22 protein-coding genes are annotated in these 23,880 nt (G+C 45.4%); 11 read left to right on the top strand and 11 right to left on the bottom strand.

Features of this window, described 5'->3' with window-relative positions:
- Positions 1 to 629: 629 nt before the first annotated feature.
- The 6 genes from fre to trxA all read right to left on the bottom strand — a co-directional run bounded on the left by fre (position 630) and on the right by trxA (position 6,462).
- Positions 630 to 1,343, bottom strand: coding sequence for an NAD(P)H-flavin reductase (gene fre, locus L3V35_RS24985; protein ID WP_004736628.1), 714 nt, complete (start codon positions 1,341 to 1,343; stop codon positions 630 to 632).
- A 20-nt stretch (positions 1,344 to 1,363) separates the two neighbouring features.
- Positions 1,364 to 1,633 carry a 2Fe-2S iron-sulfur cluster-binding protein gene (locus tag L3V35_RS24980; protein WP_017081534.1) on the bottom strand — a complete coding sequence of 90 codons (270 nt, stop codon included), beginning with the start codon at positions 1,631 to 1,633 and terminating at the stop codon, positions 1,364 to 1,366.
- Positions 1,630 to 3,471: a 4-hydroxy-3-polyprenylbenzoate decarboxylase gene (gene ubiD, locus L3V35_RS24975; protein WP_017093290.1), complete on the bottom strand. Its 1,842-nt coding sequence runs from the start codon at positions 3,469 to 3,471 to the stop codon at positions 1,630 to 1,632. The genes L3V35_RS24980 and ubiD overlap by 4 nt, the downstream gene beginning before the upstream one ends.
- Before the next feature lie 98 nt (positions 3,472 to 3,569).
- The gene (locus L3V35_RS24970; RefSeq protein ID WP_004736631.1) at positions 3,570 to 4,565 is read right to left on the bottom strand and encodes a hypothetical protein; all 996 of its coding nucleotides are present in this window, start codon (positions 4,563 to 4,565) and stop codon (positions 3,570 to 3,572) included.
- Between the two features lie 110 nt (positions 4,566 to 4,675).
- A complete protein-coding gene (rho, locus tag L3V35_RS24965) occupies positions 4,676 to 5,935 on the bottom strand; it encodes a transcription termination factor Rho (RefSeq protein WP_029222011.1) in 1,260 nt (419 codons plus the stop codon).
- Between the two features lie 200 nt (positions 5,936 to 6,135).
- Positions 6,136 to 6,462 (bottom strand): thioredoxin TrxA, encoded by a 327-nt coding sequence (trxA, locus tag L3V35_RS24960; RefSeq protein WP_004736635.1) that lies wholly within the window; start codon positions 6,460 to 6,462, stop codon positions 6,136 to 6,138.
- Between the two features lie 111 nt (positions 6,463 to 6,573).
- Here trxA and rhlB point away from each other — a divergent pair, with 111 nt between their 5' ends.
- Positions 6,574 to 7,884 (top strand): ATP-dependent RNA helicase RhlB, encoded by a 1,311-nt coding sequence (rhlB, locus tag L3V35_RS24955; RefSeq protein ID WP_004736636.1) that lies wholly within the window; start codon positions 6,574 to 6,576, stop codon positions 7,882 to 7,884.
- Positions 7,885 to 7,890: 6 nt separating this feature from the next.
- Positions 7,891 to 9,384: a guanosine-5'-triphosphate,3'-diphosphate diphosphatase gene (gene gppA, locus L3V35_RS24950; protein WP_054548413.1), complete on the top strand. Its 1,494-nt coding sequence runs from the start codon at positions 7,891 to 7,893 to the stop codon at positions 9,382 to 9,384.
- A gap of 100 nt (positions 9,385 to 9,484) precedes the next feature.
- Here the strand turns inward: gppA and L3V35_RS24945 are convergent, their stop codons facing one another.
- The 3 genes from L3V35_RS24945 to recQ form a co-directional block, all read right to left on the bottom strand.
- A complete protein-coding gene (locus tag L3V35_RS24945) occupies positions 9,485 to 10,156 on the bottom strand; it encodes a 7-cyano-7-deazaguanine/7-aminomethyl-7-deazaguanine transporter (RefSeq protein ID WP_004736638.1) in 672 nt (223 codons plus the stop codon).
- Positions 10,157 to 10,386: 230 nt separating this feature from the next.
- Complete coding sequence (locus L3V35_RS24940) at positions 10,387 to 10,698, bottom strand: DUF3630 family protein (protein ID WP_009848192.1); 312 nt, start codon at positions 10,696 to 10,698, stop codon at positions 10,387 to 10,389.
- 72 nt (positions 10,699 to 10,770) lie between these two features.
- Positions 10,771 to 12,609 (bottom strand): ATP-dependent DNA helicase RecQ, encoded by a 1,839-nt coding sequence (recQ, locus tag L3V35_RS24935; RefSeq protein WP_004736641.1) that lies wholly within the window; start codon positions 12,607 to 12,609, stop codon positions 10,771 to 10,773.
- A gap of 179 nt (positions 12,610 to 12,788) precedes the next feature.
- On the opposite strand from recQ, the gene rarD reads away from it, so the two are divergent.
- From rarD to tpx, 5 genes are all read left to right on the top strand, one after another.
- Positions 12,789 to 13,697 carry an EamA family transporter RarD gene (gene rarD / locus L3V35_RS24930; protein ID WP_171331094.1) on the top strand — a complete coding sequence of 303 codons (909 nt, stop codon included), beginning with the start codon at positions 12,789 to 12,791 and terminating at the stop codon, positions 13,695 to 13,697.
- A gap of 86 nt (positions 13,698 to 13,783) precedes the next feature.
- A complete protein-coding gene (locus L3V35_RS24925; RefSeq protein ID WP_017077762.1) occupies positions 13,784 to 14,578 on the top strand; it encodes an AraC family transcriptional regulator in 795 nt (264 codons plus the stop codon).
- Between the two features lie 99 nt (positions 14,579 to 14,677).
- A complete protein-coding gene (locus L3V35_RS24920) occupies positions 14,678 to 15,340 on the top strand; it encodes a LysE family translocator (RefSeq protein ID WP_009848188.1) in 663 nt (220 codons plus the stop codon).
- Between the two features lie 91 nt (positions 15,341 to 15,431).
- A complete protein-coding gene (gene ggt / locus L3V35_RS24915) occupies positions 15,432 to 17,189 on the top strand; it encodes a gamma-glutamyltransferase (protein WP_108087144.1) in 1,758 nt (585 codons plus the stop codon).
- Positions 17,190 to 17,947: 758 nt separating this feature from the next.
- A complete protein-coding gene (gene tpx, locus L3V35_RS24910) occupies positions 17,948 to 18,445 on the top strand; it encodes a thiol peroxidase (protein ID WP_146454378.1) in 498 nt (165 codons plus the stop codon).
- A 135-nt stretch (positions 18,446 to 18,580) separates the two neighbouring features.
- Here tpx and uvrD read toward each other — a convergent pair whose 3' ends face one another.
- Positions 18,581 to 20,755 (bottom strand): DNA helicase II, encoded by a 2,175-nt coding sequence (gene uvrD / locus L3V35_RS24905; protein ID WP_009848185.1) that lies wholly within the window; start codon positions 20,753 to 20,755, stop codon positions 18,581 to 18,583.
- Positions 20,756 to 21,018: 263 nt separating this feature from the next.
- Here uvrD and L3V35_RS24900 point away from each other — a divergent pair, with 263 nt between their 5' ends.
- The 4 genes from L3V35_RS24900 to L3V35_RS24885 all read left to right on the top strand — a co-directional run bounded on the left by L3V35_RS24900 (position 21,019) and on the right by L3V35_RS24885 (position 23,428).
- The gene (locus tag L3V35_RS24900; RefSeq protein ID WP_016783738.1) at positions 21,019 to 21,279 is read left to right on the top strand and encodes a DUF2282 domain-containing protein; all 261 of its coding nucleotides are present in this window, start codon (positions 21,019 to 21,021) and stop codon (positions 21,277 to 21,279) included.
- A gap of 64 nt (positions 21,280 to 21,343) precedes the next feature.
- Positions 21,344 to 22,204 (top strand): DUF692 domain-containing protein, encoded by an 861-nt coding sequence (locus L3V35_RS24895; RefSeq protein WP_237300813.1) that lies wholly within the window; start codon positions 21,344 to 21,346, stop codon positions 22,202 to 22,204.
- On the top strand, positions 22,201 to 22,968 hold the full coding sequence (locus tag L3V35_RS24890) for a DNA-binding domain-containing protein (RefSeq protein WP_065205764.1): 768 nt from the start codon (positions 22,201 to 22,203) through the stop codon (positions 22,966 to 22,968). The genes L3V35_RS24895 and L3V35_RS24890 overlap by 4 nt, the downstream gene beginning before the upstream one ends.
- Position 22,969: 1 nt before the next feature.
- Positions 22,970 to 23,428 carry a DoxX family protein gene (locus tag L3V35_RS24885; RefSeq protein WP_237300812.1) on the top strand — a complete coding sequence of 153 codons (459 nt, stop codon included), beginning with the start codon at positions 22,970 to 22,972 and terminating at the stop codon, positions 23,426 to 23,428.
- A gap of 86 nt (positions 23,429 to 23,514) precedes the next feature.
- Here L3V35_RS24885 and L3V35_RS24880 read toward each other — a convergent pair whose 3' ends face one another.
- A complete protein-coding gene (locus L3V35_RS24880) occupies positions 23,515 to 23,796 on the bottom strand; it encodes a hypothetical protein (RefSeq protein ID WP_004736654.1) in 282 nt (93 codons plus the stop codon).
- Between the last annotated feature and the right edge of the window lie 84 nt (positions 23,797 to 23,880).

Here is a 23,880-nt window from a genome sequence, read left to right as displayed (position 1 = left end):
CCTGCCGCCAGCGTTCAATCTGAGCCATGATCAAACTCTTCAATTTAAGATTTTGTGACTCAACGAATACTGACTTCAAAACTAATATTCATTCGCTCTTTCGAAAAAGATTGATGAACATGTAATTCTAAAGCTATTACCATTCCAACAGAATGGTAATGAATTGACTGTGCCAAAATTAAGTAAACTTAACTTTGTATTGGTCACTCAGTTCATTGAAATCAATTTTGTTACCGAAGTAACTGCTATTACCTAAGTAATAACGTTTTGATATTCATCAACGAGTGCCCACACAGATTGATAGGTTTAAATTGTTAAAGAGCTTCACTTGTTGAGCGTTCCTTTTAAGTAAGGAGCCTCTCTAAGTGGACGGCCATTCTAGCGAATTAACATTCAGTGTCAAACACTTTTTGAAAATTAATTTTTTGTCGCTTTCCGTCTAACTGATTGTTGCTGAAGCCTTGTGGCGTCTGCCGTCTCAGTGGTGTCGCATTATAGGGAACCCACTCAGCTTAGCAACTACTTTTTCATAAAAAATGAATAAATAGAGGTTAACTGCCTAATAGTTCACCTAAACAGAAAAAAGAGAACATTTCTGCTCTCTTTTCGCTCAAAATCCAAAAGAATTCTTAGATAAATGCGTAAGCATCTGCGTACATATGGTCACGCTTTGCTTCTTTATTCTGAGTAAACATGTCTCTTGCAGCGCCTGCCATTTCGAAACGACCCGCAATGTAGATATCGAAATCAGCTAATGATTCGAAACTTTGCGTGATTGCTTCTAATACATTACCCGTTTGGCCGTTCCAAACTTCAGGTGCTTCTTCTACTACTGGTACAAAATGCACATTGCTGTGTTTTGCTGCAATGTCGACAAGCTCTTCTTTCGCATACAGCTGACACTCATCTTTTGCACCCCAGTATAGATGAATCTCTTTTTTACTGTTCTGCGCGATGCAGTGATCGAGAATAGAGCGCACGTAGCTAAAGCCAGTACCACCAGCAATTAGTAACAGAGGACGATCGCTTTCTTCTTTAACCCACGCATCACCGTGCGGAGCATCAATAGCTATATCGCCATCTTCAGCTTGCGCTTTCTTCATTGCCTCAACGACTTCTGAAGCGTAAGCATTGTGCTCAGCTGCACCAATGTGTAACTCAAGCTCGCCTTCATGGCGACAAGGGCTGCTTGCAATCGAAAATGGACGCTTATCTTTCTCGCCCATTTCAACCATCAGATATTGGCCCGCTTTAAAAGCGACCGGTGTTTCTGGGTGAAGTAGGATTTGGTAAGTATTACAAGCCAAAGGCTCGATAGACTTCACTTTACATTTAATAGTCATGTTCTTCCTCTTACTAACCCTTAATCGGCAAAGGTTAGAACTAAATTACTTTCTGCAAATGCTTGGCAAGCAAAAATCCAACCTTGTTGCTGCTCTTTCTCTGTAAGCATGGGTTCAAGATGGTAACTCACTTGCCCTTCTAATTTTCTGCACATACACATCGCGCATGCGCCGACTTGGCAACGGTTTGGGAAATAGATATCGCTGTTGAGCGCAGCATCCAAGACCGTTTGCCCTTTTTCTACGGTAAAACTGATGTTTTCTGGGTATAAGACTACTTGGTAGCTCATGAAATTCCTAGCTGTTCCCAGATGCTATCAATCTTTTTAACAACATCAGGATCTTTTGTGATTGGAACACCCCACTCACGCAGGCATTCGCCTTCCCACTTATTGGTCGCATCTAGACCCATTTTTGAGTGTCCTGTTTCATTCTGTAGGAACAACGTATCTCTAGCCGGATCCATTCTTGTGGTCACCGCCCAAATAATGTCATTCCAATCACTCACGTTGACATCGCCGTCACACACGATAACAAACTTGTTCTCATCAAATTGAGACCAAACAGCTTCCATGATTTTCTTACCATTACCTGCAGCTTGCTTATCAATAGACACCACAACCATGTTGGCATTATCGTTTTGCAGGTGAATATCAATAATTTCAGGTTGAGTCTTGGTTAACTCAGCTAAGCTGCCCTCTATATGTTCACTATTTACAGGTGCTGATTCGACATCTGGCGATAGTGCTAACTCTGCATCCCACTTCTTAGTGATGTCTAGGCCCATCTTAGAACCTAACCCAACCACAGGTGATGCAAAATCCAATGAATCGATCGGCGTGTTCTCTATCATCAGGCTATCGCGTGACGGATCCATATGTTCACACATAGCAGCGGTCACTTGAGACCAGTCTCGTGCATTCACATCTTCATCGCACACCAATACAAACTTGGTGTACATGAATTGGCGTAAGAAAGACCATACACCCATCATCACTCGCTTAGCGTGACCTGGGTATTGCTTCTTCATGGTCACTACAGCCATTCGGTATGAACAACCTTCAGGCGGTAGATAGAAGTCTTCAATCTCTGGAAACTGCTTTTGAAGAATAGGAACAAACACTTCATTGAGCGCAACACCCAATACCGCAGGCTCATCAGGTGGACGGCCAGTATAGGTGCTGTGGTAGATAGGGTTTTCGCGCATGGTTACATGAGTAATAGTGAACACATGGTGCTTTTCTTTCTCGTTGTAGTAACCAGTATGATCTCCGTAAGGCCCTTCGTCCGCGAACTCATTCGGGTCGATGTAACCTTCCATCACGATTTCCGCACTTGCAGGAACGTCTAAATCATTGCTGATTGATTTAACAACCTCAGTTTTACTACCGCGTAGTAAGCCTGCAAACGCGTATTCCGATAAAGTATCCGGCACTGGCGTAACCGCACCAAGAATGGTGGCAGGATCTGCTCCAAACGCTACAGAAACTGGGAATGGTTTACCTGGGTTAGTTTCCATCCAATCACGCAGATCAAGCGCTCCACCACGGTGGGCTAACCAACGCATAATGACCTTATTCTTGCCGATTTTTTGCTGGCGATAGATGCCTAAGTTTTGGCGTTTCTTATTAGGCCCGCGAGTAACCGTTAATCCCCATGTTAGCAACGGCGCGACATCGTCGGCCCAACAGCTCATCACGGGGATTTTATCTAGGTCGACGTCATCACCCTGCCATATCACTTGTTGGCATGCCGCTTTACGAAGACGTTTAGCTGGCATATTTAAGACTTGCTTAAACACCGGCAGTTTATCGAGAGCGTCTTTAAAGCCTTTAGGTGGCTCAGGTTCCTTTAGGTAAGCTAACAACTTACCCACTTCACGCAGTTCTTTCACTTCCTGACGACCCATACCAATAGCCACACGATTAGGTGTACCAAATAGATTGGTTAAAACAGGCATGTCATAGCCTATTGGATTTTCAAATAAAAGAGCCGGGCCACCAGCACGTAGAGTACGGTCGCTAATCTCGGTCATTTCATAGTCTGGATCGACTGGGTGAGAAATGCGTTTCAACTGACCAATACTTTCAAGATGGTCGATAAAATCACGTAAATCTTTAAAACTCATAGGACTTCTACATGCTGATTATTCTGCGCTCAGTATATCAAAAAGGGTGACGCTGAGATCCCCCTTTTTAGTGTGGTTATTGAGAGGCAAAATCCACTTTACGGTAATGCTTGCTCGATCAAAGAGCTCTTCACCTGAGGGTTATCATTTACAAGATCTTGCAACCATCGCGTATGACCTTGTTTGGCTAATTCACGGGCGACTAATGGCGCTTCATCGGCAATCGCCATCCTAGAGACAAGAAACTCCTTCACCTCTTCTGATAGCGGGTTAACCTTGGTAAGCAAAGTAATCGCTTCATCTTTCAAACGAGGGTTCTTAGTCGCAGCCATTACTTGTTCAAGTGCGAACGCTTGTTTGGTTTCAGCAAGGCGGACTAGCTCAGCTTGGCTATGATAATCGGCCTTCATTCGCCATAGAATCTTGTAGACCTCTGGGTCTTCGCTCACTTGCGCTAATCGAACCACCACCTCAGTAGAAGGTAGCCAGCTAACAATCGAGGAGGCCGTGAGTTGCTTAGTCAGATAATCAACCGCTTCAGGAGACAAACTGTCTAGCTCTCTGATTAACAATGCTTCTCGTGTTTGAACTTGATGCTCAGATCCAGATAACCACTCTTTTAGGTCGAGTTCTTGTTTCTCTGCATCTAACACAAACACCAGCGTCTTCTGGTCTTGGCGCCACTGTTTGATGAGCCGGTTGGCAATCGAAGGGTAATTAAAGGCAGGTACCGTAAACTCATAACCATCTCCACGCTCTAAAACTTGGTAAGTTGGCGTGATAGCGAGTTGCTGCTCAATGAAGATAGACATCTTGGGGGTGAGGACAATTTTTTGCTGTTCGAGCTTCTTCAAGAGTTGGTAACGAGCCACTTCTTGTTGGGGAAATGTCAGACGCTCAAGCGCGAAGCGCAGCGAATTAACTTCGTCACGTACGACAAATTCGAGTAATTCAGCAGTTTTCAGTTTTACTTGATCATTCTCAAGCCAAGACTCTACTGTAATTGGAGACATCTCGGTGGCATAGCTCATACCGACCGGGGAAAGTAACAGTGAAGTAGACAGGAGTAATGATGACAACAGTCCATGTTGCATTTTAACTTCCTTTTAACACTTTTGCTCATTCTGCAAGCTGTCGCTATAAAATGCAAATAAAAAGCGCCACCCGAAGGCAGCGCTTTTTAATAACTATCAGCTAATCAAGACTACTGACGACGCATTGCGTCAAAGAACTCATCGTTCGTTTTAGTCATTGCTAACTTATCGATAAGGAATTCCATTGCATCAGTTTCGCCCATAGGGTGAACAATCTTACGCAGGATCCACATCTTCTGTAGTTCATCGCTCTTAGTAAGAAGCTCTTCACGACGAGTACCAGAGCGGTTGAAATCAATCGCTGGGAATACGCGCTTTTCAGCAATCTTACGGTTAAGGTGCAGTTCCATGTTACCTGTACCTTTGAATTCTTCGTAGATTACTTCATCCATCTTAGAACCAGTATCAACCAGTGCAGTTGCGATGATAGTTAAGCTACCGCCTTCTTCTACGTTACGTGCCGCACCGAAGAAACGCTTTGGACGATGTAGAGCATTCGCATCAACACCACCAGTAAGCACTTTACCTGATGAAGGAATAACAGTGTTGTAAGCACGAGCTAGACGAGTGATTGAGTCCAGTAGGATAACCACATCTTTCTTGTGTTCAACAAGACGCTTCGCCTTCTCGATTACCATTTCTGCTACTTGTACGTGGCGAGATGCTGGCTCATCGAAAGTCGATGCGATTACTTCGCCTTTAACTAGGCGCTGCATTTCTGTTACTTCTTCTGGACGCTCATCGATAAGTAGAACCATTAGTTCACACTCAGGATGGTTGCGTGCAATGCTTTGTGCAATATTTTGCAGAAGCATTGTTTTACCTGCTTTAGGCGGAGCAACAATCAGACCACGCTGGCCTTTACCTATAGGTGAAGCAAGGTCAAGAATTCGAGCTGTGATATCTTCAGTCGCACCATTACCCGCTTCCATCACCATACGTTCGTTGGCGTGAAGAGGAGTCAGGTTTTCAAAAAGGATTTTGTTACGGGCGTTGTCTGGCTTGTCGTAGTTAACCGTGTTTACTTTAAGCAGTGCAAAGTAACGTTCGCCATCTTTAGGTGGACGGATTTTACCGCCAATCGAGTCACCGGTGCGAAGGTTAAAACGACGAATCTGGCTTGGTGATACGTAAATATCATCTGGCCCAGCAAGGTACGAACTGTCGCCGCTACGCAGGAAACCAAAACCGTCTTGAAGAATTTCTAGAACACCATCACCAAAGATGTCTTCACCACTTTTTGCATGCGCTTTAAGGATGGAGAAGATAATGTCTTGTTTTCTTAGGCGAGCTTGATTTTCAAGACCTAGGCTTTCGCTAAGTTTAACAAGTTCAGACACAGGTCTGTTCTTCAGTTCAGTAAGATTCATAGTGGTGGAAGTTTGTTTAGTCAAAATAGGATCTGTTTTCTTAAGTTAAGAAGGAGTTGGTCACAGGATCGACCAAGAAGAGAAATTCGTTCAATTAACGTGCGATAAATTAGCACTAAAACTAAGACTAGTCCATAGCTTAGAAAAAACAAAACCGCGCATTTGTTAACTGCGCGGTTTCTTTTCAAAGGCTCACCTAATTAAAGGTTAGCGTCTAGGAACTCTTTAAGTTGAGTTTTAGACAATGCACCAACTTTAGTTGCTGCTACGCCGCCATCTTTGAAAAGAAGCAGCGTTGGAATGCCACGAATACCAAATTTTGGTGGAGTTCCAGCATTTTGGTCGATATTTAATTTACCGATTGTGAGCTTGCCTTCGTACTCGTTTGCGATTTCATCAAGAATCGGCGCAATCATTTTACATGGACCACACCATTCTGCCCAAAAATCAACAAGAACAGGGCCTGCAGCATTGATTACATCGTTATCAAAACCGTCATCAGTTAGCTGCAAAATCTTATCACTCATCTTCCACTCCAATGTATTTTTTAGAACTGGTTGGATGATAACCAGTAAATAGATGCCCTATTGGAATGTATTTACTTTCGTATTGCAAGCTTAAGCTGATATTCTATAGCAATGAAAAAGACGCATATCACAGAGCAAAAGTTCGCCGACTTGGATTTACTTCCTCAAGTCATTGAAGGATTGGAGAAAAAAGGGTTCGATTATTGTACCCCTATCCAAGCCTTGGCGCTCCCGGTACTGCTCACCGGCCAAGACATTGCAGGCCAGGCCCAAACGGGTACTGGTAAAACGCTTGCGTTTCTAACTGCTACTTTTAACCACCTGCTAAAAACACCTGAGCATGAAGGGCGTAAGCCTAACCAGCCACGTGCAATTATTATGGCACCAACGCGTGAACTCGCGATTCAGATCTACAACGATGCTGACTCTCTGGTTGAAAGCACGGGTATCAAAGCAGCACTAGCTTACGGTGGCGAAAGCTACGACAAGCAGCTAGGTAAGATCGAAGAAGGCGCAGATATCTTAATTGGTACTACTGGCCGTATCATCGATTTCTACAAGCAAAAGGTATTTAACCTTAACCACATTCAAGCGGTTGTGCTTGATGAAGCCGATCGTATGTTTGATCTGGGCTTTATTAAAGACATTCGCTTCTTGTTCCGCCGTATGCCTGAGCCAAAAGATCGCCTGAATATGCTGTTCTCTGCGACGCTGTCTTACCGCGTACAAGAGCTAGCGTTCGAGCACATGCACAACCCAGAGCACGTGGTTGTTGAGCCTGAGCGTAAAACAGGTCACCGCATTCAAGAAGAGCTGTTCTACCCTTCTAACGAACATAAGATGGCTCTTCTACAAACGTTAATCGAAGAAGAATGGCCAGATCGCGCAATCATCTTCGCTAACACGAAGCACAAATGTGAATCAGTTTGGGGCCACTTGGCTGCCGATGGTCACCGTGTAGGCCTGCTAACTGGCGATGTTCCTCAGAAGAAACGTGAAAAAATTCTTGAGCAGTTCACCAAAGGTGATGTTGACCTTCTTGTCGCAACTGATGTTGCAGCTCGTGGCCTACACATTCCTCAAGTAACACACGTATTCAACTTCGACCTACCTGATGATTGTGAAGATTACGTTCACCGTATCGGTCGTACAGGTCGTGCTGGTGAAAGCGGTCACTCGATCAGCTTTGCTTGTGAAGATTACGCAATCAACTTGCCACCAATCGAAGAATACATTGAGCATGCTATCCCAATGTCTGACTACGATGCTTCTGCACTACTAGAAGATCTGCCAGCACCGATGCGCTTACGTACACGTAACCCGCAACAACGCCGCTCAAACAACAATGGCCCACGCAACGGTAACCGTAAACCAAACCAGAACCGTCGCCCACGCCAACCGCGTCATAACAAGGAAGCTTAGTCGCTTATGAGTCAAACAGTGTCACCCCCGCTTTATGCTGCAATCGACCTCGGGTCGAACAGTTTTCATATGCTCGTTGTGCGTCACATCGATGGCAGCGTACAAACCATGGCTAAGATTAAGCGTAAAGTGCGTTTAGCAGCAGGCTTAAATGAAAATAATGCGCTTAGTACAGAAGCTATGCAGCGCGGTTGGGACTGTTTGAGTCTCTTTGCAGAGCGACTGCAAGATATTCCAAAAGAAAATATCCGCATTGTGGGTACAGCGACCCTACGTACCGCTATCAATGTGGATATATTTCTAGAGAAAGCGAACCAGATCCTTGGTTATGACATCAATGTTATCTCTGGTGAAGAAGAAGCTGCGACTATCTATAAAGGCGTAGCACACACTTCTGGTGGCAGCGGCCGCCGACTGGTCGTTGATATAGGTGGCGCAAGCACCGAAATGATCATAGGTGAAGGCTTCTCAGCGAAAGCACTAACTAGCCTGAAGATGGGCTGTGTTACCTGGCTTGAGCGCCACTTTAAAGATCGCCAATTAACCGCAACCAACTTTAACAATGCCATTGAAGCGGCTAAGTCTACGTTGGCTCCTATTCTAGATAGCTACACGGATATTGGATGGGATGTGTGTGTTGGTGCCAGTGGTACCGTTCAAGCACTGCAAGAAATCATGTTGGCGCAAGGCATGGATGAAGTCATTACTCATGCCAAGCTTAAGCGTCTACAGAAACAAGCCATGATTACCGAGCGCTTGGAAGAGCTAGAAATAGAAGGATTAACACTAGAGCGTGCATTAGTGTTCCCAAGTGGCCTTTCTATTCTTATCGCTATTTTTGAGCTACTTGAAATTGATTCAATGACACTCGCAGGCGGTGCACTCCGTGAAGGCCTAGCCTACGAGATGGTGGATGAACTTCGCCAAGAAGATATTCGAGCGCGTACCGTCAAGAGCGTGCAATCACGCTATCAAATGGACGTAAGCTACGGTGAACAAGTTGCTGTAGTCGCACAAACTCTGTTAGAGCAAGCGGGCGCCGAAGAGTGGGTTTCAGAGCCTCAAGCTGGCGTGCTATTACAAACCGCAGCTAAGCTTCATGAGATTGGTTTAACCATCGATTTCAAAAAAGGCGGCGAGCACAGCGCTTACCTACTGCAGAACTTAGACCTGCCAGGCTTTACTCGAGCGCAAAAGCACTACTTGGGTGAGTTAACTCGTCGCTACCGTGAACAGTTAACCTCATTGCCAGAGCAACATGCAATCTCAGGCACCAGCAGCAAGCGTATTTTACGAATTCTGCGTTTAGCTATTTTGCTGACCCACCGTCGCAATCCAGCGCTAGAGCCTGATTTTAAGCTTGCAACTGATGGTAACAACCTGACCTTGACGCTTTCTAAGCAATGGCTAGCAGACAATCCGCTGACAGCTGCTGAGCTAGAGATCGAGTCGAATAGACAGACCGATATTGGCTGGCCATTGAATATTGAATGCCTCTGATATTAGTATCTGACGCTAGAAATTAAAAAAGCCCAAGTTAGTAGACTAACTTGGGCTTTTTCTATCGCTGAATTAATGCTTTGTGTTACAAATCTCAAACTTAAGCGTTAACACCTGTCGCTTTAAAATCAGGGTTCACTGCGGTTAACTTCTTAACCACGTAATTAAGAAGCACACCGTACATAGGCACGAACAAACCTAAGCTAATGATGAGTTTGAATCCGTAATCAACCAACGCAATCTCAGTCCAGTGCTCAGCCATGAATGGATCTGGGCTTTGGTAGAAGGCAATCGCAAAGAACGCGATGGTATCAATGGCATTACCAAAAAGTGTCGAACACGTTGGCGCAACCCACCATTGCTTCATTTGGCGTAAGCGGTTGAACACATGCACATCCAAGATCTGACCGAGCAAATAAGCCATGAAGCTTGCCGCTGCGATGCGTGCAACAAACAGGTTGAACTCGCCTAGTTGGCTAAAGCCTTGGAATGAACCTTCAAAGAAAACCACAGACAATAAATAAGAAACGGCCAGTGCAGGCAACATCACTAAGAAAATGATTTTACGAGCAAGCTGCGCGCCAAAAATGCGTACTGTGAGATCGGTCGCTAGGAAGATAAACGGGAAAGTGAAAGCACCCCAAGTGGTGTGCATACCGAAGACGGTAAAAGGTAGCTGAACCAAATAGTTGCTTGACGCAATAATGACCAAATGGAACAAAACTAATAGTGCTAGGGCTTTGCGCTGTTGCGCAGGGGTAAAGTTACTCATGCTGTACCTTTTTAGTTTGGTTTGGGGGTGAGGGAACCCAAATCGAGTCATTTCTTCGAATAATCCAAGAAAGCTCTTACCAATAATGTGAATTAAAAATGTTTCTATAATTTGCTCTATTGAGCGGCGGGCGATTATACATTAATCAATATTGGCTGCAATGGTGAGAACAAACGCAAACGTTTATCCTCACTTTTATTGATGAATGACGTTAGAAACCATGCTTGAAGTTAGAAGCCGCGCTTGAAAAGCGTCGCGAGATAATCGAACTCTTCTCGGCTTTCTTCAGCGTTTAACGACTCAAACCAAATTGATTCGCTGTAATGCTCAGACTTTAAAAACATTCGACAATCTTCAAAATCAATCAACCAAGAGTGCATATCGGCGTCCCATTGTTTTTCAACAACAGACGCTGACAGTAACGCCACCAGCTTTTCACCTAACACTTCGTAAGAATCAAAATCAAAACTTGGAGACGTAATCAATAAACGCCCTTCCTCAGCCAAATACTCTCTTAAGCCAAATTCTGTTGGTGTTGTCATGTCCCTATCAACCTTATTCTTTTTCTATGAGCTAATCGTTTTTATAAGCTAAACACTTCTGAAAACTAGCAATTAGCCGTGTGTAGTGATGTGTTCTTGAATCAAATCTAAGAATGGATCAGCGTACTTATCGAGTTTGCGTTGACCGACACCATTCACTGCCAGCATCTCGCCATAAGATGTGGGTAGGATTTCAGCCATATCAATCAGCGTCGCGTCACTGAATACCACATAAGGTGGTAAGCCATCTTCATCTGCAATCGACTTACGCAGCTTTCGCAGTTTCGCAAACAGCTTCTTATCGTAGTTCTTACTGCTCAGTTTATCGGACTTCGCATTACGCACCGCGGTATCTAAACGAGGTACAGCCAACTCCAAAGACATCTCACCACGCAGTAACGGACGTGCTTCTTCGGTTAACTGTAACGTCGAGTTACGAGTGATGTTCTGGAACAACAAGCCCTTGTGAATCAGCTGACGGAAGATACTGATCCAGTAATCGTGGCTATGGTCACGGCCAATACCGTAGGTAGACAGTTTATCGTGGCCATTATCACGGACACGAATATTCTGCATACCACGCATCACTTCGACCACGTAGCCCATACCAAACGACTGATTGACACGGTACACACAAGACAATGCCTTCTGCGCTTCTTTAGTCGCATCAAAATGCTTAGGTGGATCGAGGCAGATATCGCAGTTGCCACATTGCTTCTCGCGATATTCGCCAAAATAGTTCAATAGAACCTGACGACGACAGGTTTGCGCTTCGGCAAAGGCACTCATCGCGTTCAGCTTGTGCATCTCAACTTGTTTCTGTGGGCCTTCTTCTTTCTCATCCAGCATGCGACGCAGCCAACCCATATCAGCCGGGTCAAACAGCATCATCGCTTCAGCAGGTAAGCCATCACGACCCGCACGGCCAGTCTCTTGATAGTAAGATTCGATATTGCGTGGAATATCAAAGTGCACCACAAAGCGCACGTTGGGTTTATTGATGCCCATACCAAACGCCACAGTCGCTACCACGATCTGAATATCATCACGCTGGAAAGCTTCTTGAACGTAAGCACGTTCGTCGGTATCCATGCCAGCATGGTAACCCGCAGCGCGAATACCGTTATTGCACAGCTTCTCGGTCACCATCTCCACTTTCTTGCGGCTACCACAGTAGATGATGCCGCAATTGCCTTTCTGTGTTTCTAGGTAGCGAACCACCTGTGACACGGGCTTATGCTTCTCAACCAAGTTGTAACGAATATTAGGGCGATCGAAGCTACCTAAATGCGTATGCGGATCCACCAACTGCAAACGAGAGATAATATCTTTGCGCGTCGCATCATCAGCGGTTGCCGTTAGCGCCATATAAGGCACATGCGGAAAATACTGTTTAAGCTGGCCTAGCGAAGCATATTCAGGTCGGAAATCGTGTCCCCACTGAGAGATACAGTGCGCTTCATCGACTGCAATCATCGAAAGCGGTAAGCCTTGTAGACGCTCGATAAAGTCACGCATCAACACACGCTCTGGCGAGACATACACCATTTTCAACTGACCTGAGTTCATACGATTAAAGACCGAGATCAGGTTCTCTCGCGGCATTGACGAGTTAATGCACTCTGCCGCGACGCCGTTAGCTTTCAGCTGATCAACCTGGTCTTTCATCAACGAAATCAGCGGTGAGATAACCAGAGTCAGCCCTTCACGAACCAAAGCCGGGATTTGGTAACACAGAGATTTACCGCCACCGGTTGGCATAATCACCAAGCTGTCTTTGCCCTCAACGGCCAAATCAATGACCTCTTGCTGACCATCGCGAAAGCTTTGATAGCCGAACACATCTTGCAAGATGGTTTGCGCATCATTCGCGGGAGTTGGTATTTGCTCAGCAATCAGAGTGGCGGTCATTATGGTTCCTAATCGAGGTATGAAATCAGCAAGCATCTTCGGCAAGCAAGTCGCACATTGTAGAGGGGAACGCTGGCGAATTAAACCGCAAATTGTTAGGTGAAAAGGGTTATCGCTCCTATACTGACCAACTCTCTTATAAATCTTATTAATAAGCACTCAGTGCTAGAGAAAGATGCATGACACAGGAAGAACAACAACGTACGCGCCAGGGAGTTTTGCTTGCCGTCGGCGCCTACACCATGTGGGGGATCGCCCCTATATATTTCAAATCTTTAAGTGATGTTTCCCCGTTAGAGATCCTTAGCCACCGTGTAGTATGGTCCTTTTTCCTACTCGCTTTCTTACTGCACATTGGCCGCAGCTGGCGTAAAGTCCGCGGCACCCTGACCTCGAAACCAAAAATGCTCTATTTGGTGGCGACGTCTATTTTGGTGGGCGCTAACTGGCTTATTTTTATTTGGGCGGTGAATTCCAATCACATGCTTGATGCCAGCTTGGGGTATTACATCAACCCACTGATTAACGTGTTGCTCGGGATGCTCTTCCTCGGCGAACGCTTACGTAAGCTGCAATGGTTTGCAGTGGCTCTTGCTGCGATTGGCGTATTAATCCAATTAATTGCCTTCGGTTCAGTGCCGATCGTCGCCATTGCCCTAGCCTTTAGCTTTGGTTTTTATGGTTTACTGCGTAAAAAGGTGAGCTTAGAAGCGCAAACCGGTTTGTTCATTGAGACTCTGGTTATGTTGCCTCTCGCAGCAACCTACCTACTGTTTATTGCTGATAGTCCGACCTCGGACTTCTCAATGAACCCAATGCAACTCAATCTGTTACTGGTTGCTGCTGGTGTTATTACCACCATTCCACTGCTGTGCTTTACTGGCGCTGCAACACGCTTGAAGCTATCGACCCTCGGCTTCTTCCAGTACATTGGGCCAAGCTTAATGTTCTTGTTAGCGGTGCTGATTTATGGCGAAGCGTTTACCAGTGACAAAGCGATTACCTTCGCCTTTATTTGGGGAGCGTTGGTGATATTCAGCTTTGACGGTCTGCGTAACAACAGAAAGAACAAACGCGCTAAGCGGTAACACTGATCGTTTTTTACAAGACAATCCCTTAATACGAAGATAAGCTTGGTTGAATTGATGACTATTTGACCAAGCTTTTTTGTACCATGGATAAAGTCCACTATTACTCTACCCCAACAGAAGATATCAGCCTGATCCAAGCTCAATACCAAGAGTTTGCTTTTCAGCGCCACTATCATTTGGACTTTCACATTGGTTTAATTACCCAAGGACAGCAGAAATTCGTCTATAAAGGGACGAGCCATAATGTTGGTGCTGGCCAAGTTGTTATCATGCCACCGGATGAGCTGCATGATGGGCACTCCAAACTCGATTCGGGTTATCAAGTCAGTGTGTTTGCAGTTTCTCCCCAATGGTTTCAAGATCTTGCCGATCCCAAGAAGAATGGTCACACATTAGGCTTTTCTGAGTTGATCCTCTCCGATCAAGCTGCATTTTCACAATTGCGCAACTTACACGGCCTATTAATCCATCAAAACATCAGCCAGCTCGCTCAAGATTGCTTACCTTTCGAAGGGTTCTCGACGATTGTCGATCGTTATGCGAAATTTGGATCGAAGAGTGACATCAAACTGGGTAATCAATCGATTGATACGCTAAAAGACTACTTGATGGCGAACTTGGATCAACCAGTGCGATTAGAACAATTGTCTGAGTTGTGTGGTTTAACCACGACTCAATTCCAACGCCATTTTAAAAACAGAATGGGCATTACGCCTTATGCATGGCTGAGCCGTTTACGTATGGAACAGAGCATGCGTCTGATTAAGTCTGGGATATGTGGTACCAAGGTCGCGCACCAAGTAGGCTTCTATGACCAAGCACACTTCTCTAAGGCTTTCAAAACCACGTTCGGCGTACCACCGTCACAAATCAACTAAGTGTTGATAATTTACAATTGCTCGATTTCAAATCACGGTAAGCTACGCTCAATACGATTACTTATTTAAAAATAGCGGCAACGTTATTGAGAACTGACGATGAACGAAGTCACCATACTGATCACCCTAGCCTCTATCCACTTCATCGCTTTGATGAGCCCCGGCCCTGATTTTGCGTTAGTCGTGCAAAATGCGACGCGTCACGGACGCCAGACAGGCTTGTACATTGCGCTTGGTTTATCTTGCGGGATCTTGCTGCACTCATTGCTGAGCCTGACGGGAATCAGTTACCTAGTCCACCAACAACCGACATTATTTGCCATTATCCAACTAGCCGGCGGTAGCTACTTGCTGTACTTAGGTTACGGAGCACTTAAAGCAACCTGGCAAATCATTCAGAACCACGATGATGATGCCGATACCGTCAATGCCAACGATTTGATTCTGACCAATAAGCGTCAGGCATTTTCGAAAGGGTTTGCGACCAATATTCTCAACCCAAAGGCTTTGGTGTTCTTTATCAGCTTGATGTCGAGCCTAGTGCCTGCCGACATGTCTCTGTCAGGTAAAGGCTTTGCGCTTATCATCCTATTTGGTCTGTCTCTGTTTTGGTTCTCACTACTGGCTTGGATGCTTTCGACTAAAGCATTGCAAAAGAAACTCAGCGAAGCAACGGTATACATCGATGGCTTATGTGGCGTGGTATTCAGCCTTATTGGCGTGAGTATTCTTTGGCAGTCGCTGTCCGGTTTAATCGCTTAAATTCGAATCAAGATTACAATTCGTTAACAACACTCTGGCTATCTCATCTTTCCACTGCCAATCTAGCTCTGCATATTAAAAGGAGAAGATCATGCAGTGGAAAACAAAACTAACAACCCTCGCCACTTCTACCCTACTTTTTGCCTCTCACGTCAGTTGGGCAAATCAAGCTGCCGATTCCGTCGCACCCGAACAAAGTAGTGGTTTAGAAACCAAACAGCTCATTAAAGCCAACGATTGGATGGTCACCGCGGCCAACCCTCTTGCCACACAAGCCGGTGCTGATGTACTTGCTCGTGGTGGTAACGCGATTGACGCCATGGTTGCCGTCCAGCTTATGCTTGGCTTAGTGGAACCTCAGTCTTCAGGTATTGGTGGCGGCGCGTTCCTTGTTTATTTTGATGGCAAGGACAAGCAACTCAAAACCTACGATGGCCGTGAAACTGCACCACTTGATGCCACACCACGTCTATTCCAAGACGAAAACGGCCAACCGCTTAAATTCTATGATGCCGTGGTTGGCGGTCGTTCTGTTGGCACGCCAGGCACGGTGCAATTACTGTGGGACACTCACCAGAAGTACGGCAAGCTCGAATGGGCATCACTGATTAAGCCTATTGCTCAGCTGGCTGAAGAAGGTTTTACTATTAGTCCACGTTTAGCCACCTTGATTGAGAATGACCAAGAGCGACTAAGCCGCTTTGCCACTACCAAAGCCTACTTCTTCAATGCCGATGGCAGCCCGAAAACAGCTGGCACGCAACTTAAGAACCCAGAGTACGCGGCAACGTTAAACGCTATTTCTAAGAACGGTGCTAAGGCCTTTTACCAAGGTGAGATTTCTACCGACATCATCAATACCGTGCAAACAGCGAAAGGTAACCCGGGCGTATTAGCACAGAAAGACTTCGACGCTTATTCGATTAAGCAGCGCGAGCCGGTTTGTTCTGCTTATGAAAGCTACCAAGTGTGTGGAATGGGTCCACCAAGTTCAGGTGCATTAACGGTTGGGCAGATCTTAGCGATGACCGAGCAGTTTGATCTTAAATCATGGGGACCAAACAATGCGAAGTCTTGGCAGGTGTTAGCAGACGCTTCTCGCCTAGCCTTTGCAGACCGTGGTATGTACATGGCGGATCAAGATTATGTGCCAATGCCTACCCAAGGGTTAGTGAATACTGACTATTTGCAGGAACGCGCTCAGTTAATTACCGCAGGTAAGGCATTGGCAAGCGCACCTTCAGGCACACCGCCGTGGGATCACGCGATGCAGAGAAGCCAAGATGTTTCTATTGAATTGCCGTCCACCAGCCACTTCAATATTGTCGATAGCGATGGCAATGTCGTGTCGATGACCACCACCATTGAGAATGCCTTTGGCTCACGCTTGATGGTTAGAGGTTTCCTACTCAACAACGAACTGACAGATTTCTCATTCAAGACCCATAACGATGGTAAGCCTATCGCCAACCGACTTGAACCAGGTAAGCGTCCACGCTCTTCAATGGCACCGACCATCATCATGCAAGACGATAAACCTTACATGGCAATTGGCTCTCCGGGAGGCAGCCGTATCATAGGTTATGTGGCACAAGCGATCATTGCTCATACCCAATGGGACATGGATATTCAGCAAGCCATCAATCAACCACACTTCCTAAACCGCTTCGGTACCTTAGATTTGGAAAAAGGAACATCAGCGGAAAACTTCAAACCTGAGCTAGAAAAGATGGGATTTGAGGTCAACGTTCGCGATCTTAACTCTGGTTTACACGCGATTCGCATCACAAAAGATGGTTTAGAAGGCGCTGCAGACCCTCGTCGTGAAGGTGCAGCCATTGGTCAGTAGGGAATAATCCTCCCTTTTTACTCGCTGCCTTGTGCGAGATCTCTCACAAGGCAGTGAGTAAATATCGATATTTGATGACGAAATTAGTCACCTAGATATCATAACCAATTGAAATAAAACGATACGTACATTTATCATTCAAATAATTATATAGAAATTCGCTTATGCACCATTGCTGATAAATAAGGAATCGGTAATATGAATGGCGTCGGAAGGATGCTGACACGGAACAGGAAACGCCAAGGACTTGGTTATCTTCAGGATGAAGATTCGATTACTCAGGATGAATAATCGGCATGGATAGCGAAATGGACATTGAATGGACGCAATAGTAACTAGGATGGTTGCTACTAAGGAAAGACAATGGACACCGCTCAAGGAACAAGTGACGCGCGCTAACGAGGATTGTTGGCAGATCAGGATAAGATCAAGGACACCGCTAGGATGGCGACGAAAGGAATACGCTGAAGGATAACAGCACACTATCATGGATTTGATGCATGGAGCACACTTAGTAGCCGGATTGCTGCGAGTAAGACTACAGACCCCGATGAGCGCAAGCTCTCGGGGTTTTTCTTTATCTATACCTTAATCCATTACTTTCCAATTGACCTTCTACTTCGCCTGCCAACCGAAAACTCAATACGTTTAATAATAATTCTGATATTAAAGCATTCACTTCTTAACCACTTCAGAGTAACGTAAGTCGAACTAGGCTCAACTAGTTTCATAACCATAATTAAACTAAGGACAAATTCATGTCACACGTTACCTTCAAAGGCGCTGCTGTACCGCTAACAGGCACATTCCCACAAACTGGCGAACAAGCACCAAGCTTTGCACTGACTGCAGGCGATCTTTCTGAACTGACTCTTGCTTCTCTTAAAGGCAAGAAAGTGGTTCTAAATATCTTCCCAAGCATCGATACAGCAACTTGTGCAACGAGCGTACGTACGTTCAACGCAAAAGCAACAGAGCTTGAAAATACGGTTGTGGTTTGTATTTCTGCTGACCTACCGTTTGCTGCTGGTCGCTTCTGCGAACTAGAAGGCATTGAAGGCGTTCAACACGCTTCGACTTTCCGTTCTCCTGCGTTCGCATCAGACTACGGCGTGGCGATTGCTGAAGGCCCATTATCTGGCCTAACAACACGTGCAGTTGTCGTTGTTGATGAGAAAGGTGTGGTAACGCACAGCGAGTTGGTTGCAGAGATCACTGAAGAACCAAACTACGAAGCGGCACTTGCAGCACTGTAAGCCTCACGCTTAGGCGGAAATGCTTTAAGCTCGTATTAACCTAATTTAGGTCGGTACAGAGCAATAAAAAGAGCAGCCAGTGGCTGCTCTTTTTGTTTTTAATAATGAACGATTTTTAGATGTCGAAGTAACAGATTAAAGCTGTTCTAAACGAGCGTAAGCCGTTACTAACCACTTGATGCCTTCACCGTTGAACGCGACTTGAACTCGGCTCTGCGGACCACTTCCCTCAAAGTTGATGATGGTACCTTCACCAAACTTAGGGTGCTTAACGCGAGAGCCTAAGCTAAAGCCCGTTTCGTTAAAGTTCTCTTTCACTGCGGTTTGGCTAAAGCGACCACTGCTTGCAGGGCGGCTCACTTGCGCTTTCATACGCACTTCATCCAGACATGTCTCAGGTAACTCGCGAATAAAGCGCGATGGTTTGTGGTACTTGTCCTGACCATACAAACGACGCATCTCTGCGTAAGTGATGTAAAGCTTCTCCATCGCACGAGTCATACCTACATAACACAGGCGACGCTCTTCTTCTAAACGCCCCGCTTCTTCGGCGGACATTTGGCTTGGGAACATGCCTTCTTCGACACCCACCATGAATACCATTGGGAACTCTAGGCCTTTGGCGCTATGCAGGGTCATTAACTGAACCGCATCATCAAACTCATCAGCCTGACCTTCACCCGCTTCTAAAGCCGCATGAGTTAAGAATGCCGTTAGCATGCTCATTTCATCTGCTTCTTCTGGTTTTTCAAACTGACGCGTTGCCGTTACCAATTCTTCCAAGTTCTCAATACGAGCCTTCGACTTCTCGCCTTTCTCTTGCTCGTACATCGCAAACAAGCCCGACGATTTGATCACGTGGTCGGTTTGCTCATGAAGCCTCAGTTCTATGGTGTCATCTTCAAGTGCATTGATAAGCTCGATAAAGCGGCTCAAAGCACCCGCAGCACGGCCTGGTAACACTTGTTCTTCTATCAGAGCAACACTGGCTTCCCACATGGTTGCACCACGATCACGCGCCGCAAGACGAATCGTTTCTAAGGTTTTATCACCCAAGCCACGCGTTGGCGTATTGACGACACGTTCGAACGCCGCATCATTACTGCGATTACTCATTAAACGCAGATAACTCAGAGCATCTCTGATTTCCTGACGCTCGAAGAATCGCATGCCGCCGTAGATTCGGTAAGGTAAACCACCTTGAATCAAAGCTTCTTCAAGAACACGAGACTGGGCATTATTACGATAAAGCATTGCCGTATCTTCTAGTGCCCCGCCTTTCTCCTGCCACTCTTTGATTTTGCTTACCGTGAAACGCGCTTCATCTAGCTCATTGTAAGCCGAGTACACAGAGATTGGCTCACCATCGTTGCCATCGGTCCACAGCTCTTTACCCATACGCTCGGTGTTGTTCGAGATAAGCTCGTTCGACGCCTGCAAAATGGTTTTGGTTGAACGATAGTTTTGTTCGAGTCGAACCGTTGAAGCTCCTGGGAATTCATCCAAGAACTTTTGAATATTTTCGATTTTCGCGCCGCGCCAACCATAGATAGATTGGTCATCATCACCCACGATCATCACCCGACAATCCGGACCTGCCATCATACGTAGCCAAGCGTATTGAATGTTGTTGGTATCTTGGAACTCGTCGACAAGGATATGCTTGAAGCGAGCTTGGTAGTGCTCTCGGATGTGTTTCTTATCGCGCAGTAATTCATGCGATCGCAACAAGATTTCAGCAAAGTCGACCAAGCCAGCACGATCACATGCCTCTTGGTAAGCAGAGTAGATCTTTAACCACGTTTGAGTTATTGGATCATGGTAGGCGTCAATGTGACTTGGGCGTAGCCCTTCGTCTTTCTTACCATTGATCCACCAAGAAGCTTGCTTGGCAGGCCACTGCTTTTCATCAAGGTTTTGCGCCTTGATTAAGCGACGTAGTAAACGAATCTGATCATCTGAATCAATGATCTGGAAATCTTCTGGCAGTTTTGCATCTAGGTAGTGAGCTCGAAGAATACGGTGACAAATACCGTGGAAGGTACCGTTCCACATACCCGATGAACTTCCCATCATCAACTCTTCAATACGGCCACGCATCTCTGCTGCCGCTTTATTGGTGAAGGTTACTGACATGATAGAAAACGGCGATGCTTGCTCTACGCTTTGCAGCCAAGCAATACGATGCACCAACACTCGCGTTTTACCACTGCCAGCACCAGCCAGAATAAGTAGGTTTTCTAAAGGTGCTGCGACCGCCTCACGTTGTTTATCGTTTAGGCCATCGAGTAAAAGCGAAGGATCTATCATTGGATATGCTCACTACTGGGTATTTATACATAAAAGTTGATTATAACCTAAACACTAGGCTGCGTTTAGGATAATAAGAAGAAAAAACAGTCAAAAAATAACATCACATAATCAATAACTTAAATAACAACACATCATTAATATCGATTATTTTAATAATGCTGTGAAATTATTTCCTGGTTCTTCCTATCCTTTTTAGTAAGCAAGTTAACAATTCTATAACCTGCTATGTGTAAATCAAATTAAGTCTAGAGGGAATGACTATGAAAAATTCTAATCTTGCTGTTACAGCTGCAATCACAAGTGTACTAGCGTTCGGCGGTGCAGTTCTTACATCAGCACCTGCGGAAGCAGCAGCAAAAGAAAAATGCTACGGCGTGGCAAAAGCTGGCCAGAATGATTGTGCAACCAAAACAAGCTCATGTGCGGGTACAGCAAAAGAAGACAACCAATCCGATGCATTCGTGGTCGTTCCTAAAGGACTATGTGGCAAATTATCAGGTGGTGACACTCAATCATCATAATTGAGCTGCTAAGTATGGTGAGCTGAAATTCGGCTCACCTCCACTTCCTATTAGGAGAACCGTTGTGACTGACACTCTTCATCCCAATGCAGGGGTTGGCCTTAGAACACCTCACTTGGACTTCTTTAGCCAAAATCCAACGTTAGTGAGTTGGTTAGAGGTTCACAGCGAGAACTACTTTTTAGCTCAATCACCGCAACGCCAACAACTCAGAGAAATACGTAACGCCCACAACATAAGTTGTCACGGTGTTGGATTGTCGCTAGGTTCTGTTGAGCGCATCAATCAACATCATCTGATGCAGTTAAAAGACCTGATTGATGATATCGAGCCGTTCTTGGTTTCTGATCATCTCAGCTGGAGTCAGACCGGCGGTCACTACTTCAATGACTTGTTACCGCTGCCTTATACCGAAGAGGCGTTAGAAGTCTTCTGCCGCAATGTCATCGAGGTGCAAGACGGCCTGCAACGCCCTATGCTGATTGAAAACCCATCGAGCTACCTTGCCTTCAAACATTCAACCATCCCAGAGTGGGAATTTTTAGCCGAGGTACAAAAGCGTACCGAGTGTCGCCTACTGCTCGATTTCAATAATATTTTTGTCTCATCTTTTAATCACGGTTTCAGCTGTGAAGAGTATCTCAATGGAATACCAGCAGACAAAGTGGAAGAGATTCACTTGGCAGGTTTTACCAAAAAGAAACTCGAACAAGGTGAGATCTGGATAGACACCCACAGCAAGCCTGTCTGTGACGAAGTATGGCAACTCTACACTGACTGGATTGCACAACATGGTTTGCGCCACACCTTGATAGAGTGGGATTTAGATATCCCAGAGCCACCAGTTTTATTGGCTGAAGCGGCCAAAGCCAGTGATATCTTGTATCAACACGACAAGTTCAACCAAAGGAGTCGCGCATCATGAGCCACTCTTTAGCTAATGTACAATCGGAGTTTGCTAACGCCCTACGCTATCAAAACAATGGTGAGCACTGCGACATAGTGAGCGACCATTTTACTGATGAGCAACGCATCCAGATTTACCGCAACAACTTTGTGATTAGCTTGAGCGAAGTACTGGCAGCAACCTACCCACTCACTGAAATGCTGGTTGGCGAAGAGTGCTTCCAACAAATGGCTCGTCAACATGTCTTAAGTTATCCATCAACCTCTGGTGATGTCAGTGGTTACGGTGAACACTTTGAACAAACTATCCAAGCCTTTCCTGCCGTTATCAAGGCTGCACCTTATCTCGGTGAAGTGGCTTTGTATGAATGGCAAAAAGATAGCTTGGTGAGATGCGTTTCAGAATCACATGTCGACCAACGCCCTCTTTCTCGTTTAGCTGATGTACCACCAGAGCAACAAGGCGCTTTAGTCTTTCATCTCAAAGATTCAATAACGCTAGTTAATTCTAGCTATACGATTATCGCGCTTGAGCAGGCTATCTATCAGCAACAACTCGATGGGTTAGACATCAACCAACCTGAATTTGGGGTGTTAATCCGAGCGGAAAATTCACAGGTTGAGAGCCATCGTTTGACGCAAGAAAGCCACCAACTATTAACTGAATTGCAATCGGGTCAAACGCTCTCAGCGATAGACCCTTTACTACTACAACATCTGAATACTGTCATGGCACTTAACGTCATCTCAGGCTTTTCAATCAATGCCGAATTGGAGACATAATATGGATAACAACACAGTCACGAACATGATGGCTCAATACGACAGTTTGATTGAGAAATCACAGGCACTTTTTGTTCCCGTACTACTTCTGTTTTGTCGCCTATGGGTGGCATGGGTCTTCTTTAATTCAGGACTCACCAAGATAGCCACTTGGGATAGCACCCTTTACTTGTTTGAATTGGAATACCAAGTGCCTCTTTTGCCTTGGGAATTGGCCGCTTACATGGGTACCGCAGCTGAATTGATTCTGCCGGTATTCTTAGCGCTTGGCTTGTTAACCCGACTAATGGCTGCAGTGCTGTTCGTTTTCAATATCATAGCCGTCGTGTCATACCCTGTATTGTGGGCACAAGGCTTCTATGATCATCAGCTTTGGGGATTAATGATTCTTATCGTCGTGGTCTGGGGAGCTGGACCATTTTCATTGGATAGAATCTTAAAAGCGCAATTCAAAAGCTAAACCTCTTTCCCATGGTCTCTAAATTTACATAGGTCCAAAACGCAAAAAACCACTCAATTGAGTGGTTTCTTTTTATCTGGAATAAACTACTTGTTTAGAAAAGCTTGTAACTCTTCAGCAGAGATACCTTGCTCGGCTAGCTCTTTTGCTAGTAGCTGAACTTGTTCACCTTTACGAGATTCAACCACGCGTTGAAATTGGTAAATGATATCTCGCAAAGTATCAATTGGAACTTGTTTTGCCGCACTGCGAATACGCTCTTCACTTTGGTTTCCTAGCTCTTTAAGCAATTTACCAAACATGACCTTTTCAGGTGCATCTTCCATTTGTTCTAAGATGCGCGCCATTTCGTAGGTTGTTAATGACATTACAGTATTTTCCGTTGGGGACTAACGTTTCAATGAGTGACAAATATACCATGTTTTAACGTTTCGCAAACCGCCATTTGTATA

The sequence above is a fragment of the Vibrio sp. L5-1 genome (assembly GCF_021728315.1).
Classification (GTDB): domain Bacteria; phylum Pseudomonadota; class Gammaproteobacteria; order Enterobacterales; family Vibrionaceae; genus Vibrio; species Vibrio splendidus_K.
Note: the sequence above shows the minus strand (reverse complement) of the source record. Positions and strands in the feature narration are given on the sequence as shown.